The organism is Curtobacterium sp. USHLN213 (assembly GCF_037144815.1).
Taxonomy (GTDB): Bacteria; Actinomycetota; Actinomycetes; order Actinomycetales; family Microbacteriaceae; genus Curtobacterium.
This window is the reverse complement of the sequence record NZ_JBBCYQ010000022.1, coordinates 1-18,260: the sequence shown is the minus strand read 5'-3', so window position 1 is coordinate 18,260 and position 18,260 is coordinate 1. Positions and strand designations below refer to the sequence as shown.

Genomic DNA, 18,260 nt, shown 5'->3' with positions numbered 1-18,260 from the left:
GGCCCCCCCCCCCCCCCCCCCCCCCTTCCCCCCCCCCCCCCCCGGGGGGGGGGGGGGTTGGTGTGTCCCACGGGGGCCCCCTCGCCGCCGGGCCCGCGCCGCGGGCGCCCGGCGCGCGGGCCGCGGGCCGCGAGCCGCGAGCCGCGCTCGGTCGCGCCGGGTGCCGGCGCCGACCGGCGCAGCCGGCAGCCGGCAGCCGGCGGCCGCCGGCGGCGGCCGGCGCACAACCAAAAGCACGCGGAGCCACGCGGATGCGTGGTTCCGGGCGACTTTGGTTGTGCGGTGCGGCAGCGCGCCCGCCGCGCGCGCCCGCGCGCCGCGCGCCCGCGGCGCCCGCGTCAGTACCGGTAGTGCTCGGGCTTGTAGGGGCCCTCGACCGGGACACCGATGTACGCCGCCTGCTCCGGCCGGAGCTCGGTCAGCGCGACCCCGAGCGCATCGAGGTGCAGCCGCGCCACCTTCTCGTCGAGGTGCTTCGGCAGCACGTACACCCCCGTCGGGTACTCGGCGCGGCGGGTGTGCAGCTCGATCTGGGCGAGCACCTGGTTCGTGAAGGAGTTGCTCATCACGAAGGACGGGTGCCCCGTGGCGTTGCCGAGGTTCATGAGCCGCCCCTCGGAGAGCACGAGGATCGACCGGCCCGTCGGCAGACGCCACTCGTGCACCTGCGGCTTGATCTCGACCTTCTCGACACCCGGCAGGGACTCGAGGCCGGCCATGTCGATCTCGTTGTCGAAGTGCCCCACGTTCGCGACGATCGCGAGGTGCTTCAGCGCGAGCATCTCGTCGACACCGACGACACCGAGGTTGCCCGTGCACGTGACGACCATGTCGACCTGGTCGGCGACGTCCGCGAGGCGCGCCACCTGGTACCCGTCCATCGCGGCCTGGAGCGCGCAGATCGGGTCGACCTCGGACACGATCACGCGGGCGCCCTGCCCGCGGAGCGCCTCGGCCGCACCCTTGCCGACGTCGCCGTAGCCCACGACGAACGCGACCTTGCCGCCGATCAGCACGTCGGTCGCCCGGTTGAGCCCGTCGGGCAGCGAGTGCCGGATGCCGTACTTGTTGTCGAACTTCGACTTCGTGACGGAGTCGTTGACGTTGATCGCCGGGAACTTCAGCTCGCCGGTGCGCGACAGCTCGTAGAGGCGGTGCACGCCGGTGGTGGTCTCCTCGGTCACGCCCTCGATGTCGGCCGCGATGCGGGTCCAGCGGTCCGACGAATCCTGCAGTGAGGCGGCGACCGCGTCGAGGACGATCTTCCACTCGGTGCTCGCGTCGGCCCCGGCATCGGGCACACGGCCGGCGGCTTCGGCATCGGCGCCGGTGTGCACGAGCATCGTGGCGTCGCCGCCGTCGTCGAGGATGAGGTTCGGGCCGATCCAGTCGGCGCCTGCGGCTGCGGCCTCGGCCGACCAGTCGAAGATCCGGCTGGTGCACCACCAGTACTCCTCGAGCGTCTCGCCCTTCCACGCGAACACGGGGACGCCGGCCAGCGACTCAGGCGTGCCGGTCGGGCCGACGGCGATGGCCGCGGCGGCTTCGTCCTGCGTCGAGAAGATGTTGCAGCTCGCCCACCGGACCTGCGCACCGAGCGCGACGAGCGTCTCGATGAGGACGGCCGTCTGCACCGTCATGTGCAGCGAGCCCGCGATGCGCGCGCCGGCGAGCGGCTGCGACGCACCGAACTCCTCGCGCAGGGACATGAGCCCCGGCATCTCGTTCTCGGCGAGGCGGATCTGGTGGCGCCCCGCCTCGGCGAGGGCGAGGTCGGCGACGCGGAACGGTGCTGCGGTACGGGCTTCGGTGGGCATGCGGCCCAGTCTTCCACGCCGGGAGGCGCGGGTCGTCAGCCGACGTCGGTACCGTGAGCCGCGCCTCCAGGGAACCCCCTGTGGAGGACCGGACCCGACCGCGTCAGTCCGCGTCGCGACGGAGCGGCTCGCGCCGCACGACCTGCCACCCGCGCGGGACGCGCAGCTGCGCCGCGTGGCGGGCGCAGAGGTCGTAGCCGTGGGGCTCGACGCGGGTGGAGAGGGGGCCGACGACGACCATGGAGTCCCCGTAGTCGTACGTCAGGGTCGCCGAGGCGCTCGCGCCACAGGCGACCTTGCTGCAGATCCTCACGTCCATACCGCCATGGACCCTATCGGAGCAGGGCGGCACCGCCCGCGCCGCGTACGATGTGGGGATGCGTCGCAGGACTCGTCTCGTCACACCCGTCGACCGGGGCCGCGGTCGGTCCCGGCACGGACGCGGCGGACGGTCCAGCGTGACCGGTCCGGACCTCGCGCCGATCATCACCCGCGCCGAGACGTTCGACCGCATCGTCGGGGACACCGCGCACTACCTGCTCGGGCTCTGGCCGGCCGAGCTCGAGGGCGTCGTGTTCCAGGTCGCGGACATGCCGACGGACTCGACCCTGCCGGACCACATGCCCCGGTGGCGCGTGGACCGCGAGCAGCGCCGCGTGACCGTGTTCCGCGTCCCGGTGGAGCGGGTCACCCGCAGTCCCGAGAAGGACGACACCGACAAGCGCATCATCATCGAGACCGCGGTGTTCCGCGCGGTGGGCGAGCTGATCGACAAGGACCCGTGGGACCTGGCGCCGGACCGCTACCGCCACTGGTGACGCAGCGCGCCACGGCTCAGGGGTAGACCCGGACCGGCGTCGAGACCTCGGTCGCCGCCCGCACCGGGAACCCGGCGATGCCGTCGTCGCCCATGTAGGTCACCCCGGCGACGAGCCCCTCGGTCCCCTGCAGCTCGAGCTGCTTCGCGACCGGGACGACCACGGTGCGCACACCACCGGCGACGACCTGCACGTCCTGCGTCTCGTCGCCGGAGCGGATCGTGACGTCGGCGTCGGAGCGCGTCGGGTTGACGAGCGTGAGGCGCTGGTTCTCACCGGGCGCCACCGCCGTGATGGTGGACTCGCCGAGCGGGTCGGCGGAGGCGAACCACCCGACGTCGGTGCGTCCGTCGTAGGTGGGCGTGGTCGTGCGGGCGCCGGCGACGAGCGGCTCGGTCGACGTGACGGTGAAGGCGTAGCGGCCGTCCGGGAAGTCGTCGAGCGTGACGTCGGTGACGACACCGGGCTCAGCGGTGGCGTTCATGGTGGACCCGCCCCCGTCGGCGGTGGTGATGCCGAGGGTCACGCGGGCCGCCTTCGTGCCGGGCACGAACAGCCGGACGATGGGTGCGGCGTCGGCCGTGTCGTCGCCGCGCTGGGCCTCTTGGGCACCGTCGAGGACCACGCCCGGGATGATCTGCGACGTCGAGGGCGCCGCACCGCCGGAGATGATGTCGAACCCACCGGGGGTGAGGGTGCGGACGATGGACTCCTGCATGTGGGCGACGATCTGGCCGCCCGAGGACTCGACGTGCACGACGGTCGAGCCCTGGTCGGAGACGAACCCGGACAGCGGGACGACCTTCTGGGTGTTCGGCGCGACGACGATGCCGGTCGTGCCGGGGGCGCTGACCGTGCCGGAACCGTCGTAGATCGACAGGTCGACGGTCGCGTTCACGTCGGTCGGGTTCGACAGCGTGACGAGGCTCGTGCGGCCGGTCTCGGTGGACCCGCCGACCAGCCAGGTGGACTGGCTCGGGTCGTCGCACGACGCGGCACCGACGCCGACGACGTCCCCGCTCGCGACGCTCTGGTAGCTGCTGCCGGCGACCTGCGGGGTGGTGTCCCCCGCCGGGGCGGTCAGGAGGCGCGGCTTGCTCCCGCCGGTCGCGGAGTCGTCGAGGCCGGAGCGCTCGACGCTCGACCCGGTGGTCGCGGTGGCGACGGTGGCCGAGCCGACGGTGCTCGCCTTCGTCGCGTCGTTGCCGGCGTCGTCGGAGAGCCGCAGCGCGTTGCCGGCGCAGACGCGCTCGGCGTCGGCCGGGACGGGTGTCACCGTCTTGCCCGCGGGACGGCCCGGGTCGGTGTCGGTGCCGAGGGCGTGCGCCGCGGTGACGGCTCCGGCGGCGACCACGACGGCGATCGCGGTCGCCGTGCCGCGGACGACCCAGCGGCGGACGGAGGCGGGGGTACGGCTCATTCGTCGCGCTCCTCGTCGAAGGTGGTGGCGGGTTCCTCGGCCTCGATGACGTTCGAGGTGGCACGGCGTCGACGGGGCGCGGTGGGCACCGCCAGCAGCGCCGCGGCGCCGAACACGACCCCGAGGACCACGAGGTAGAGCACGTGCGTCGCCTGTGCCCCGGCCGACCCGGTGGACGGGCGGTCGACGTCGCCCTCGTAGTGGAACAGCTGCCCGCTCGTCGTCTCACCGATGCTCGTGAACAGCGCGTTCTGGCCGATCGCCCCGGCTGCACGGTCGTGGACCGCCTGCGCGGAGGATCCGTCGGGGGCGTCGTCGAGCAGGACGAAGCTCACGCCCAGCTGCCGCAGTGCGGGCTCCGGGTCGTACCCGCTCCGGCTCGCCAGGTTGCCGGCGAGGGTCGCGAGCTGCGCACCGGAACGGCTGAGCGTGAGTGCCGTCGAGTCGAGGGTGGTCTGGTCGTCGAGCGTCGAGCCCTGACCGCGTTCGAGCGACACCGCGAGCGAGCCGTCGTCCTGCGGGTCGACGACGAGCGTGCCGACGTCGGGGTTGGCCTGCGCCTCGGCGTTCACGTACGCGCTGAGCACCCGGCCGGAGGTCGGCTGGATCACCGCGTTGCCGAGGTAGAACGCCCCGAACGCCGGTGCCACGGTGACGGCGGCGACCACGGTCGTCACGAGTCCCGCGACCGGGGCGGTCCGCGGCAGCACGTCGATCCCGATGCAGGCGGCGGCGACGATGCCGAACCAGTACACGCTCAGCCCGCTGCCCGGCCAGATGATCGTGGTCGTGGACCCGACCCCGGTGACGGTGACGTGGGTGGCGGCGAACGCGGTGGCGAAGCCGGCCAGCGCGATGAGGAGCGTGGCTCCCGCGACGGCCCAGCGGTGGCCGAGCATCGCGCCGATGGCGGCGACGGCAACCGGGAGCGCGAGCACCGCCATGAGGACCGGCAGGATCCAGGCGGCGAGCGCGAGCCCGGACGTGGTGGGCAGCCAGCCGCTCCAGTCCGGCACCGGCTGGCCGATGGCGAGCTGGAAGGCCGACGGTGCGCGGGTGGCCGAGGGCACGCCCGGGTCCGCGAAGACGGCGAGCACGTTGCCGCGGGCGACCTGCGCGAGCACGAGCGGCAGGAAGAGCACGGCTGCCGGCACCGGGATGAACACCCGACGGTGCGCACGACGCCACCCGACGGCGAGCGACACGAGCCAGCCGAGCAGCAGCACCGGCAGCAGCGACGGCGCCGAGGCCGCGATGACGGCGAAGAGCAGGGACGCGCCCGAGGCCCAGGCCCACGAGCGGTGCGCCTCGAGCACGGCGAGGAACAGCCAGGGCAGGAGGACGTGCGCGATCACGGCGCCGAGGTGCCCGCTCGTGACGGCACCGACGAGCGTCGGGGCGATCGTGTACAGCGCCGCGCCGATCACCGGGACCCAGGTCCGCGTCGTCAGCTTCCGCACCGCGAACCAGGCGCCGAGCGCGGCGAGAGGGAACGCGACGAGCATCACGAGCACGACCGAGGTCGACGGCGACCAGAACGTGATCGAGCCGAGCACGGCGACGACCGCGGCGAACGGGTCGCTCGGCCCGGTGAACCCGGTGCCGATCGAGTGCCAGCCGTAGCCGACGTTCTGCCACAGCCGGGCGACGTCGGTGCTCAGCGGCAGGAGCCCGCCGCCGGTCAGCGCCGGCGAGCCGAGCAACGGGTACAGGGTCACGACGCTCAGGACCGCCGCGGCGAGGACGACCCAGATGCCGCCGTCGCCGAGGAACGACGCCCGGGCGATCGGTGCGTCCTCGACCCGGGCGAGCTCGACGTCGCGCGACGTGGTCCGCCGCTCGTGCACCCGGCGCCAGCTGACGCGGAGCGGCTCGACCGCCGCCCACCCGAGCTTCTTGCCGCGTGCGAGGACCCGGCGCGAGCGTCCGGTCCCGCCGCCGAAGGCGACCGAGAACGCCGCGGCGAGCTCGGCCCCGACCGCGGCCGGGTGCTTGGCGACGAGGTGCCCGATCGCGCGGCCGATCGCGAACGGCACGAGCGTGAGCCAGTGGATCCAGAGGACCCCGGCGGACGCGTAGGTCATCCGGCGGTGCAGCTGCGCCTGCCGGTGCATCCGGACGCGCCGCCCCTCGGAGACCCGCTTGCGCCCGAACTCCTCGATGGGCCCGGCACTCGTCACGCGGGCCTCGGGCACGACGGCGACCCGGTGTCCGGCGAGGCGCACGCGCACGCAGAAGTCGAGCGCGGCGTCCACGTTCGGCAGGGCGGGGTCGAAGCCGCCGAGTTCGTTCCACACCGAGCGTCGGACGAGCATCCCGCCGGCGGCGACCGCCATCACGTCGGTGTTCCGGTCGTGCTGGCCCTGGTCGAGCTCGTCCTGCACGAGGACGATCGACCGGCCGAAGCGGGTCATGCTCTCGCCGAACGCCCGGAGCCGCGACGGGTCGTCGACGTCGACGAGCTTCGGCCCCGCGACGACCACGCTCGGCGCGATCTCGACCGCGGACAGGAGGTCGGCGAGGGCGGTGGGCGCCGGCGCGTTGTCGTGGCCGAGCAGCCAGAGCCACTCGTCGACGGGTTCGTCCGCGACCGCGGGCGGGGCCTCGCGTTCGCCGCGGGCGACCGCCTCGCCGAAGGGGCGACCGGCGGGCAGGCGCAGGAGTTCGGCGGAGCCGCCGAACGAGAGGTCGGTGGTCGAACCGTCGGTCGACCCGAGGTCGACGACGACGAGGTTCTCGGGGTGACGGGTCTGGGCGGCGAGCGCGTCCAGGGTCCGGTCGAGGTGGTCCGCCCCGTTGGCGGCGACGAGGATCGCGGTGACTCTGGGCTGCATGACGGGCGTCACTCTACGGTCTGGAGGCGCGGCTCGGCCTGCGGACGGCGGCGCGCCGTGAACCTGTGGGAGCCATCAACGACCGGTGCGCGTCGGACGCGCACCGTGCCTCCTGGACTGGCCAGGTGCGCGCTCAGGCGCGCTTGCGCAGCTTGCGGCGCTCGCGCTCGGACAGGCCGCCCCAGATGCCGAAGCGCTCGTCGTTCTCGAGCGCGTACTCGAGGCACTGCGCCCGGACCTCGCACGAGGTGCAGATCTTCTTGGCCTCGCGCGTCGAGCCGCCCTTCTCGGGGAAGAACGCCTCGGGGTCGGTCTGCGCGCAGAGCGAGTCCACCTGCCAGGCGAGCGGGTTCTCCTCGTCGTCGGTCTCCGGACGCCGGACACCCGGGACGCCGAGCGACACGGGGTCGACGTGCCAGTCCTCCGGTACTCCGGCGTGGAAGTCGGAACCGTTCACCCTGATCACCCCTGACGTCTCGATAACGGGACCACAACGATCGCTGTCGTTGCCTGTAATTACAGCGGTGTCATTCGCGAGAGTCAAGTCGCGGATCATAGAAGGCACTGACGGTTCCGGCGTGTCATGTCCCCCGTACGGGCGTGTCGCGGCCGGTCTGTCGGGGTTTCGGGGGACAACTGACGCCCCCTCAGCCGGCCGCGACGGCCCGTCAGCCGATGCGGCGCCGGGCTTCCCAAGCGCTCGTGACCATCTCGTCGAGCGTGTGGCGCATCGCCCAGTCGAGGTCACGCGCAGCCGCTTCGCCCGTCGCGACGATCCGCGCCGGGTCACCGGCGCGTCGCGGCGCGATCTCGGGCTCGAACGCGATGCCGGTGCCCTTCGCCATGGCGTCCATGATCTGCCGGACGCTGACCCCGTCGCCGCTGCCGAGGTTGTACGCGCGCTCGAGGGTCTGGCCCGCCTCGAGCTTCTGCGCGGCGACCGCGTGCGAGTGCGCGAGGTCGGCGACGTGGATGTAGTCCCGCACGCAGGTGCCGTCGGGGGTGGCGTAGTCGTCGCCGTTGATCCGCGGCGTGCGACCGGCCAGCAGGGCGTCGAAGACGAGCGGGAAGAGGTTGTGCGGGCTCGCGTCGTACAGGTCCGGCTCCCCCGACCCGACGACGTTGAAGTAGCGCAGCGACGTCGTGGTGAAGCCCGCGGCGACCTCCATGTCGCGCAGCAGCCACTCACCGATGAGCTTCGACTCACCGTAGGGCGACTCCGGCGCCTTCGGGGTGTCCTCGACCACGGTGTCGACGTCCGGCGTGCCGTAGACGGCGGCGCTCGACGAGAACACCGCCTTGGTGACGCCGTTCTCCGCCATCGCCCGGAGGAGCGTCGCCATGCCGGTGACGTTCTGCTCGTAGGTGTGCAGCGGTCGCTCGACCGACACCCCCGCGTACTTGAACCCCGCGACGTGCACCACACCGGTGACGGCGTGCTCGCGCAGCGTCCGGGCCACCAGCTCGCCGTCGAGGATCGTGCCCTCGACGAACGGCACGTCCTCGGGCACGAACGCCCGGAAGCCGCTCGAGAGGTCGTCGAACGCGACGGTGTCGATGCCCGCCGCACGCAGTGCTCGGACGACGTGGGACCCGATGTACCCGGCGCCGCCGGTGACCAGCCAACTCATGCTGGCCACGCTAGCGGAACCGGCGCGGCGTCAGACCGCCACGCGCTGCGGGTTCACGCACCCGTCGCGATGAAGACCGTCGACGCCAGACCGCTGCCGTTGTCGGCCTCGACCGTGACGTCACCCTCGTCGGGGGTGATGTAGCAGGACTCCCCCTGGCGCAGCAGCGTCGCGGACTGCGCCCCGACGAGCGTCACCGCGCCCGCCGTGCAGATCGCGATCGAGGGGCCGTGCAGCGGCGCGACCCCGCCGGAGGCCAGGCCGACCGGGCGTCCGTCCCCCGTGACGCGGAGCAGGGCGAACCCGACGCCGTCCGGCGCGAAGCGCTCGACGCCGGCGGCGACCGACTCGGGGGCCAGGACGGGTGCCGGGTACGCGGTGAAGTCGAGGACGTGCAGCAGCTCCGGGACGTCGACGTGCTTCGGCGTGAGCCCGCCGCGCAGGACGTTGTCGGAGGGGGCCATGAGCTCGATGCCGAGCCCGTCGAGGTAGGCGTGGATGTTGCCGGCGGGCAGGTACATCGCCTCACCCGCGGCGAGCGTCACGCGGTGCATGAGCAGGGAGACCACGATGCCGGGGTCGCCCGGGTAGCTCGTGCCGAGGTCGCGCACGGTCGCGGTGTTCGGGGTGACGGCGTCGTCGGGGAGCGCGGCGGCGAGGTCGCTCACGGCCTGCACGACGGCCTGCGCCGAGGAGTCTCCGGTCTCGAGCCACCGCACCGTGTCCTCGAGCCCGTGCTGCAGGTGCACGACCAGCGGGCCGAGCCGACCGGACCCGGCGTCGAGCGCCTCGACGTCGGCGAGCGTCTCGGCCACCGGGCGGAAGCCGCTCAGCGCCTCGAAGCGTTCGCTGAGCGCCACGACGAGCTCGGGCTTCGGGAACGGGTCCTTGTAGTTGCGGGCCGGGTCGTCGATCGGGACACCCGCCGCCTCCTCGCGCTCGAACCCCTCGCGCGCCTGCTCGGGTGTCGGGTGCGCCTGCAGCGAGAGCGGGGCGGCGGCCGCGAGGACCTTCAGCAGGAACGGGAGGCCCGTGCGGTCCGGTCCGAGGGCGTCCCGGGGCTCCGCGGTGATCCAGTCGAGCAGCGTGTCCGCGCCGCCGACCATCGCCGGGTTCACGACGACGCTCGGGCTGCCCGGGTGCGCGCCGAGCCAGAGTTCGGCCTGCGGTGCGCCGGTGACGGTCCGGCCGAGGAGCTCGGGGATGGCCGTGACGGATCCCCAGGCGTAGTCGCGGGGCGTGTTCGTGATGCCGAGGAACATGCGCACGAGCCTATCGGCGGTCGACGTGCGCTCCCCGGGTACCCTGTCGTCGTGACGAACACCTGGCCGTTGGCGCGCGGATCCGTGCCCGAGCGCGAGGCGTTCGCATTCGGCGCGACGATCCTGTTCGTGCTCTTCGCCGGCGACGCCGTGCCGAACACGCTCACGTGGGTCGGCGCCGGACTGCTCTGGGCGGCCGCCGGGGTCTGGGCCACGACGATCATCGTCCGCGCCCGCCCGCCGCTCACCCGGACACCGCGTGCGCTCTGGCTCTTCCTCGCCTGGTGCCTGGTGTCCGTCGTGTGGTCGCACTGGCGGTTCGCGACGATCTCGAGCCTCGCGGTCCAGGTGATCTGCGCGGGCGCGGCCTTCGCGATCGCCTCGACCCTCACGTGGCGGCGGATCACCGACGCGCTGAGCCTCGCGCTGCGCTGGGTCCTGATGGGGTCGCTGCTGTTCGAGGCCTTCGTCGCGGTCGTCCTCCGGCACCCGATCGCTCCGGCGTGGACGGACTACGGCGACCGGAAGATCCCGGACGCCTTCTACTTCTCACGCGCCGAGCTCTTCACCGGCGGGCGCATCCAGGGTCTCCCCGGCAACGCGAACCTGCTCGCGATGGTCGCGCTCCTCGCCGTGATCGCCGTCGCCGTCCAGTACGCCGAGGGGCGACTCCGACGCAACCGCGCGATCGGCTGGACCGTCGTGGCCCTCGTCGTCCTCGCACTCACCCGCTCCTCGACCGTGCTGGCCGCCGGGCTCGTCGTCCTCGTCGCGCTCGCCGTCGCGCTCTGGATCCGCCGGGTCCCGACCGAACGACGGACCCCGCGCTACCTCGCCGTGGCCGTCGGGGCCGTGGTCGTCGCCGTGCTCGGGTTCCTCGCCCGCGGCCAGGTGTCCGAGCTGCTCGGCAAGGGTTCGGACGCCACCGGTCGCGGCGTGATCTGGGAGCGGGTCATCGGCCTCATCCAGGAGCACACCGTCGTCGGCTGGGGGTGGATCGGCTACTGGTGGCCGGGCATCCCGACCCTCGCGGACCTCGCGCACCGCAAGGGCGTGACCTACCTGCAGGCGCACGACGCCTACCTCGACGTGTGGATGCAGACCGGTGTCATCGGACTGGCGATCTTCGTGGTCTACGTGGTCACGACCCTCAGCCGGTCGTGGGCCTCGGCCACCCGGATCGGCTACGACGCGTCGCTCTCCCCCCGTCCGTTCGACCCGGTGTCGCTCCTGCCGCTGCTCGTCGTCGTGGCGCTGCTCGTGCAGTCGGTCGCCGAGTCGAGACTGCTCTACCAGGGCAACTGGGTCCTGTTCGCCCTCATCGCGATCAAGACCCGGATCGTGCTCGTCGGCGAGGAGCCCGTGTCCGCCGGTGACGGTCCCCGCACGCCCCCGGCCCGCCGCGAGTTCCGGACGCCCGCGCGCCGCTGACCCGAGCCCGCCCCGGCCCCCGACACCGGTCCCGTCGTCACGGCCGCTCGGCCAGGCGGTCGCACGGCACCGCGGCCCGCCACGGCGCGGTCCGGAGCACGACGGACGGCAGCGTCGGGTCGGCGCGACAGGCCTCGGCGGCTGCGGGGACCTGCGCGGACCAGACCGGGCCGGCGCTCCGCCGGGTCGTCCCCGGAGCGGCGTTCCAGGCGGCGGCGACGACCACCGCGGCGACCACGCACCACGCGAGCACGACCGCGACCAGCCGGCCTGCGGTCGCCGACCAGCCGACTGTCGGACCGGACCGACCCGCACCGGGCCGACCCGCGCCTCCTGGCACTCCCACCGACCCGATGACCACGGACGCCGCCACCACCGCTCCCGACACGAGCAGCAGCCCGGACGCTGCCGCGTACCGCTGCGGCCCCGCCGCCAGCGCGGCCGGCCCGAGAGTCACCCAATCCTGCACCGCCGACCCGTTCGCCACGAGCGCTGCCCACCACACCACGAGGGAGCCCCCGGCGAGGGCGACCACGACCCACCGCGCACGCCCCCGGCCGAGCACCACGGCCGTCACGAGCACGACCACCAGCAGCACGGCCGGCAGGACGACCACGCCCCACCCGTGCGCGTGCACCGTCTCCGCCACGACATCGACCCGACGGTCCCACGCGCCCCCGAGCGGCTGCAGCAGGTACCCGGCGAGCACGTCGGAGGCAGCCGGGTCGCCCGGCCGGGACGCTCGCGGATCCGTGAGCGCCGTCGCGACCTGCACCGCGCTGCCCACCACCGCCGCTACGGTGACCGGCAGCGGGCGGAGGTCCACCCGTCCGGTCGCCGTGCGTCGCAGCGGCAGCCAGGAGACCAGCAGGAGCGGGAGGAACAGCGTCGCCTGGACCTCGCTGAGCACACCGAGGGCCGTGACCACGGCGAGCGCCGCCGCTCCCCACCACGACCGGGGACGGTGCGTGAACAGCCACGGCACCAGGACGAGCACGTACCAGTGCAGGTTCGCCGCGGTGCCGCTGATCTCGACGGGGGCGAGCGGCAGGACGACGGGGACCGCGGCGAGCAGGACCCGGAGCGGCCACGGCCGGACGACGTCGCCGGAGAGCAGGAACACGAGCGCGCAGACGACCCCGACGACCAGGCAGGCCAGGCCCGACACCGCGACCGCGTACCGCTCGACGGGCAGGAGCCAGGCGAGGTCGACGACGACGCGCGGGACGAGGTGGCGGTACCCGGCGTACGGCTCCAGGACGGCGCCGGGGCCGAGTGTGAGCCGCTCGCGGAGGAACACCCCGCCGTCCTCGGCCCACACCGTCCCGCGGGTCACCGGGCCGAGTCGCCACCAGGCCACGGCCGTGGCGGACCCACCGACGACCGCAGCGACCGTCGGTGCGCCGTACAGCCGCCACCCGCGCGCCATGGTGCCGCGATCGTACCGCCGACATCGCGGATCGTGGATATCCGCGCGGGGGTGCACCCGTCGTGTCGCGGACGTCCGGGGCACGCCGATCGGGGCCGCCGCCGGGCGCGACGCCGGGGCGTCCACCTGCCGACGAGGCCGGATGGGCCAAGATGGTGAGGTGACGGACGGCCGGGTGACCAGACGCGTGCTCGCGCGACGGTACCTGTCGGCGTGGATCGGGTTCTCCGCGGGCGGCCGGTTCAGCCAGGCACTCGCGACCGTGATCGTGCTCTTCGCGTTCGCGCAGCCGACGGTGACCGCGCTCGTCGGTCGTGCCGGTGTGTGGGCCGTGCTCGTCACGCTGTTCGTCCTCGCCGGGCTGAGCCTGCTCGGGCAGCGCTACCGGATCGAGTGGCACGGGGTGCTCCCCCTCTCGCTCCTGGCGTTCGTCGGGTACTGCGCGTTGAGCGTCCTCTGGAGCGAGTACTCGTGGGTGGCGCTGCGGGGGCTGGTCGGCACCGTCTGCTTCATCGGGCTCGGGCTCTACCTCGCGCTCGGCCGCGACCTGGTGCAGGTCATCCGGGCGTCCGGCGACGCCTTCCGGATCCTGCTGGTGGTCGCGCTCGGCCTCGAGGTCCTGTCCGGCCTCGTCCTCGACACCCCGATCCCGGCGTTCGGCATCCAGGGCAACATCGCGTACGGCGGCCCGATCCAGGGCATCGGCGGGACCCGCAACTTCATGGGCTTCATCGCCGCGATGGCGCTGGTGACGTTCGTGGTGGAGTTCCTCACCCGCTCGGTGACGATGTGGCGTGCGATCGGCTCGACCACCCTCGCCGTCATCGCCCTGATGCTCGTGCAGTCCCCCATCACCGGGCTCGCGATGATCGCCCTGGCCGTGACCGCCCTCGCGCTGTGGTCGCTCCGGCACGCCCGACCGACGACGCGACCGGTGGTGAACGGCGTGCTCGGCGGGGCGGTCCTGCTCATGATCGGCCTCGGCATCGTCGCCCGGCACCGGGTCCTCGCCGAGATCGGTGCGGCCGGGGGCACGGCGACCCGGGTGGACCTCTGGGCGCAGATCCGCGTGTTCGTGAGCCAGTTCCCGATCCAGGGCTGGGGCTGGGTCGGCACGTGGCCGCACGAGGCCGTGGTGCCGTACGTGACGTTCATCGACCCGGCCGGGCAGCGGTTCACGTCCGGCCTCAACGCGTTCGTCGACGCGTGGCTGCAGATCGGGCTCGCCGGCACGATCATCCTCGCGGTGACGGCGCTGCTCGCGTTCGCGCGGGCGTGGGTCACGGCGACCACGTTCCCGGGGGTCGCCTACGTGTGGCCGGCGGCGGTGCTGGTGCTGCTGGGCGTCACGAGTGCGGCGGAGAGCTACCTGCTGCACGGGGCCGGGCTGATGGTGTTCGTCGCCGTGCTCGTGATCGCCGCGCGGCGGCGGTCGTGGCGGCGGCACCTGCCGCGCGGCTGACGGATCCGGCGCGGCCGGCGGGTCCAGGAGGCGCGACCCGCCCTGACAGCGCCAGCCGCGCCTCCAGGCGGTCGCCTCCCCCGAACACGGGCCGCATCCCTGAGCGGAACCACAGGCTGGGACGCTGCGGGCGCCAATACGATTCCAAGGCGCCCGAGCGGGCGCCGCCGGCGGTCCCGTCGGCGAGCTCCGAGGGGGAACCGTGCCGTCGCGCCGTCTGATCACCGTCCTGGCCGCCACGGCGGTCTTCCTCGCGGGAGCGGTCGCGGTCCCCGCAGCAGCCTCGGCGACCCCTGCACCGACCGCGTCGGCCACCACCGCGGACCCCGGCGACGTGCAGCCGCACGGGTGGCGGTACTCGCCCGCCGACACCCGTCGGATCTGGTCGGGGACGATCGGCACCACGGCCCGGAACGTCGAGCTCGATCCCGGTCTCCCGGTCGGCACCGGCATCGGCATCGGTGGCATGGTCCTGAACGTCGAGGTCGCCGACCCGTCGCACGCCGGGTACCTCCGCGTGACGCCGCGGTACGGGAGCGGCACGTCGGTCGTGACCCAGGACTTCGCCGCACACCAGACCATCTCCTCACTCGTCACCGTCGGCGGCTCCGGCTCGACGATCACGCTGAAGACCTCGGCCGGGTCGGCCCGCGTGTACGTCGACCTCGCGGGCACGTACGACGCGGACGGCACGACGACGTTCACGCCCGCACCGCCCACCCGCGCGTTCTCGGCGGCCGTCGGCACCGCACCCGTCCGGGTGCCGCTCGCGGGCACGCACGGGATCCCGGCCGACGCGGCAGCGGTCGTCCTCACGGCCGAGGTGTCCGCCCCGACCGCGACGGGCTACGTCCGGGTGACCCCGTACGGCCGCGACGCCCAGGTCGCCGCCCAGGAGTTCACCCCCGGACGCACCGTGTCGAACCTGCAGGTCGTGAAGCTCCGCTCCGGTTCCGCACAGGTGCGGCTCTCCGCCGGCCGGGCGCACGTCTTCCTCGACGTCTCCGGCTACTACCGCAACGGCGACGACGGCGCGGTCTTCGTCCCCGTCGCACCGACCCGAGTGCTCGCCACCACCGTCGGACAGACCCCCGTGGCCACACCGGTGAGCGGACGCGCCGCCCTCCCGACGGCCGTGCGGGCCGTCACCGGGTCCGTCGAGGTCAGCCGACCGTCGGCACCCGGGTACGTCCGTGTCACGCCGGCCGGCACCGATGCCCAGGTCGCCACGCAGGAGTTCGGCGCCGGGCAGTCGATCGCCGGCGCGGTGCTCACGGCCGCCACGATCGGGGACCTGGCGAGCACCGCGCAGGTCTCGGTGTCGCGCGGGACCGCCGTGGTGCACGTCGACGTCACCGGCTACTTCGTCGACCGTCGGACCGGTGTCGGGACGGGCGTCGTCGTCAACGGGGAGGACTGCACCGGCGGGCCGACCTCCGACCCGTCGTCGTACGCGCGTCCGCAGTTCACGATCCTCCGGATGGCCCCGCGGACGAACACGTACGCCCTGTGTCCCGCAGCGCTCGCCGTCGCGACGTCCGGCACCGGCACGACGAACCAGGAGGCCGTGCAGTACGCCGTCACCCTCTTCAACTGGGGCGCGTCGACCGCCGCGGCGTCCCCCGCCGGCGCCCGCGCCCGCCCGTGGCCGCTGTCCGACCAGACCCCGAACGGCGGTCCGGTCGTCGCCGGCAACCCCTACGGCACGTGCACCGGAGCCCAGGACCCGGCGTGCTCGTACGTCCTCGGCTACTGGCAGGCATGGGACGCCGCCCAGAACCACGGTCTGCCGGACCCCGCCGGCCACCGCTGGTGGTTGTCCGTGGAGAGCGACTTCGCGGACTTCTCGGTCGCCGACGACACGGCCTTCGTCGAGGGAGCCGCCGCGTACCTCGGGTCGCTCGGCGTGCCGGTGGGCGTCCGCACCGCACCGTCGGTCGCACGGCTGCTGTTCGGGACCGTGCCCGCGACCAGTCCCCTGCACGGCATGGAGACGTCGCTGATCAACCCGCACGACCTCACGGGGCTCCACCAGGACTGCCGGAACACCTCGCTGTTCGGCGGGCCGATCGTCTCGGCGTCCGACGAGGCACACACGGTCGTCGCCTGCCACTGACTCCCGATCCGTTGCATCGTGCACCTAGACTGCCGGAGACCGTCAGGGGGCGGTCCACGAACCTGGGGAAGAACCACATGCGCCTGCACCGACGCCTCGCACTCGCCCTGACCACCGCGCTCGTCGCCACCGCCGTCGCCGTCGTCGCACCGGTCTCGACCGCGCAGGCCGCGGCGCCGACGACCGGCCGGTACACGCCGATCGACACGACCCGCGTCTGGTCGGGTGCCTTGACGACGTCGCCGAAGGTGGTGAAGATCGCCGGGAACGCGGGGGTCCCCGCGAACGCCACGGCCGTCGTCGTCAACGTCGAGGTCGCCAAGCCCACCGCGGCCGGCTACGTCCGCGTCACCCCCGCGGGCAAGGACGCCACCGTCGCGACGCAGGACTTCGCCGCCGGGCAGACGATCGCGAACCTCGTCACCGTGCGGCTCGTGAACGGCTCGATCCAGGCGAAGCTCTCGAAGGGCACGGCGAGCGGGTACTTCGACGTCGCCGGGTACTACGCCGACGGCTCCGGTGCCACCTACACCCCGCTCGACGCCGCGCGGGTGTTCGGCGCCACCGTGGGCACCACGCCGACGCAGGTGCCCCTCGCCGGCCGCGCCGGGATCCCCGCCGATGCGACCGCCGTCGCCGTGAACGTGCAGGTCAGCAACCCGACGGTCGCCGGGTACGTCCGCGTCACCACGGCCGGGCAGGACCCCTCCGTCGTGACGCAGCTCTACTCGGCCGGTCAAGCGCTGTCGAACCTCGCGATCGTGAAGCTCTCCGACGACGGTGCCGCCCAGGTCAAGCTCTCGAAGGGCTCGGGCACGGTCTACATGGACGTCGCCGGCTACTACTCGAACTCGTCCACCGGTTCGGTGTTCGTCCCGATCGACACCACCCGTGCGTTCGCCGGTTCGGTGTCCGCCACCGCGGGGACGATCCGACTGTCCGGCGTCGCGGGCGTCCCCGGGACCGCCACGGCCGTCGTCGCGAACGCCGAGACGACGAAGCCCACCACCGCCGCGTACCTCCGCGTCACGCCCGGGGGCCAGGACGCGCCGGTCGCGACGCAGGTGTTCGACGCCGGCACCTCGGTCGCGAACCTCGTCGTCGCGAAGGTCACCGGGTCGAGCGTCGACCGCCGGGTGCAGGCGAAGGTGTCGAAGGGCTCCGCGCAGCTGCACCTCGACGTCGCGGGGTACTTCCTTGACGGGTCGAGCGGCTCGGGCTTCGGGGCCGACGTCTCGTGGCCGCAGGGCGGGTCCTCGTCGAACTACCCGTCGAACCAGGCGTTCGGCGTCGTCGGCGTGAACGGCTCGCTGCCGAACCAGACCAACGAGTCCCTCGCCCCGCAGCTGGCGTGGGCCGCGGGGTCGGCCGGCGGCACGTCGCAGCCGAAGGCGCAGCTCTACGCCCTCGCCGCGAACCCCGGCAAGGCCGCCTCGGTCTGGCCGTCGTCCAACCGGGACCCGTCGGGCACGACCGTGTCGAACCCGTACGGCACGTGCACGGCGAAGGCGTACACCAGCGCCTGCTCGTACATGTACGGCTACACCCGTGCGTACGAGGCCGCGAACACCCGCGGCGTCCCGAACCCCTCGTCGTACCGCTGGTGGATCGACGTCGAGACGGGCCTCTCGTGGCTCGGGGCCTCCGACGCGAAGGACTACCAGACGCAGAACCGCGCCGACATCGAGGGCATGGTCGCCGCGCTCAAGGCCGCGGGCGTCTCGACGATCGGCATCTACTCGACGGGGTACCAGTTCGGACAGATCGTGGGGACCGTCCCGTCGACCTCGACACTCCGCGGGCTGCCGAGCTGGATCGCGGTGGGCAACGACGGCGTCGCGGCGGCGCAGAAGGCGTGCTCGGCCGGCGGCCTCACCGCGGGCAGCCAGGTGCGGATGGCCCAGTACGTCGTGGGGAACCAGGACTACAACGTGAGCTGCGTCTGAGACGCATCCCCTTCACGGACGGGAGGGGGGGGGGGGGCGCGGGCCGCCCCCCCCCCCAGGGGGGGGGGGGGGGGCGGGGGGCGGGGGGGGGGGC

General features: G+C 73.6%; 13 protein-coding genes. 5 read left to right on the top strand and 8 right to left on the bottom strand.

Annotated features, from left to right (window positions below):
- Window positions 1–338: 338 nt before the first annotated feature.
- Together ahcY and WFH25_RS19020 are read right to left on the bottom strand one after the other, a co-directional pair.
- Window positions 339–1,817 (bottom strand): adenosylhomocysteinase, encoded by a 1,479-nt coding sequence (gene ahcY, locus WFH25_RS19025; RefSeq protein ID WP_336699028.1) that lies wholly within the window; start codon window positions 1,815–1,817, stop codon window positions 339–341.
- Between the two features lie 103 nt (window positions 1,818–1,920).
- Window positions 1,921–2,136: a DUF3499 family protein gene (locus tag WFH25_RS19020; RefSeq protein ID WP_070418494.1), complete on the bottom strand. Its 216-nt coding sequence runs from the start codon at window positions 2,134–2,136 to the stop codon at window positions 1,921–1,923.
- A gap of 139 nt (window positions 2,137–2,275) precedes the next feature.
- Between WFH25_RS19020 and WFH25_RS19015 the strand changes: the two genes are divergently transcribed.
- The gene (locus WFH25_RS19015; RefSeq protein ID WP_254789530.1) at window positions 2,276–2,635 is read left to right on the top strand and encodes a metallopeptidase family protein; all 360 of its coding nucleotides are present in this window, start codon (window positions 2,276–2,278) and stop codon (window positions 2,633–2,635) included.
- 16 nt (window positions 2,636–2,651) lie between these two features.
- Here WFH25_RS19015 and WFH25_RS19010 read toward each other — a convergent pair whose 3' ends face one another.
- The 5 genes from WFH25_RS19010 to manA form a co-directional block, all read right to left on the bottom strand.
- Entirely contained in the window at window positions 2,652–4,055 is a 1,404-nt protein-coding gene (locus WFH25_RS19010; protein WP_336699027.1) for a DUF5719 family protein, read from the bottom strand.
- Window positions 4,052–6,889: a glycosyltransferase gene (locus tag WFH25_RS19005; protein ID WP_336699026.1), complete on the bottom strand. Its 2,838-nt coding sequence runs from the start codon at window positions 6,887–6,889 to the stop codon at window positions 4,052–4,054. The genes WFH25_RS19010 and WFH25_RS19005 overlap by 4 nt, the downstream gene beginning before the upstream one ends.
- A 133-nt stretch (window positions 6,890–7,022) precedes the next feature.
- Window positions 7,023–7,355, bottom strand: coding sequence for a WhiB family transcriptional regulator (locus WFH25_RS19000; protein ID WP_083295294.1), 333 nt, complete (start codon window positions 7,353–7,355; stop codon window positions 7,023–7,025).
- A gap of 202 nt (window positions 7,356–7,557) precedes the next feature.
- Window positions 7,558–8,520: a UDP-glucose 4-epimerase GalE gene (galE, locus tag WFH25_RS18995; RefSeq protein WP_070418491.1), complete on the bottom strand. Its 963-nt coding sequence runs from the start codon at window positions 8,518–8,520 to the stop codon at window positions 7,558–7,560.
- A 53-nt stretch (window positions 8,521–8,573) separates the two neighbouring features.
- Entirely contained in the window at window positions 8,574–9,782 is a 1,209-nt protein-coding gene (gene manA, locus WFH25_RS18990; RefSeq protein WP_071303796.1) for a mannose-6-phosphate isomerase, class I, read from the bottom strand.
- 51 nt (window positions 9,783–9,833) lie between these two features.
- Here manA and WFH25_RS18985 point away from each other — a divergent pair, with 51 nt between their 5' ends.
- On the top strand, window positions 9,834–11,213 hold the full coding sequence (locus tag WFH25_RS18985) for an O-antigen ligase family protein (protein ID WP_139202027.1): 1,380 nt from the start codon (window positions 9,834–9,836) through the stop codon (window positions 11,211–11,213).
- A 37-nt stretch (window positions 11,214–11,250) separates the two neighbouring features.
- Here the strand turns inward: WFH25_RS18985 and WFH25_RS18980 are convergent, their stop codons facing one another.
- The gene (locus WFH25_RS18980) at window positions 11,251–12,642 is read right to left on the bottom strand and encodes a hypothetical protein (RefSeq protein WP_336699025.1); all 1,392 of its coding nucleotides are present in this window, start codon (window positions 12,640–12,642) and stop codon (window positions 11,251–11,253) included.
- A gap of 175 nt (window positions 12,643–12,817) precedes the next feature.
- Here WFH25_RS18980 and WFH25_RS18975 point away from each other — a divergent pair, with 175 nt between their 5' ends.
- From WFH25_RS18975 to WFH25_RS18965, 3 genes are all read left to right on the top strand, one after another.
- Entirely contained in the window at window positions 12,818–14,104 is a 1,287-nt protein-coding gene (locus tag WFH25_RS18975) for an O-antigen ligase family protein (RefSeq protein WP_139202026.1), read from the top strand.
- 202 nt (window positions 14,105–14,306) lie between these two features.
- The gene (locus WFH25_RS18970) at window positions 14,307–16,220 is read left to right on the top strand and encodes a hypothetical protein (protein ID WP_336699024.1); all 1,914 of its coding nucleotides are present in this window, start codon (window positions 14,307–14,309) and stop codon (window positions 16,218–16,220) included.
- A gap of 77 nt (window positions 16,221–16,297) precedes the next feature.
- Complete coding sequence (locus WFH25_RS18965; RefSeq protein ID WP_336699022.1) at window positions 16,298–18,166, top strand: hypothetical protein; 1,869 nt, start codon at window positions 16,298–16,300, stop codon at window positions 18,164–18,166.
- Window positions 18,167–18,260 lie beyond the last annotated feature (94 nt).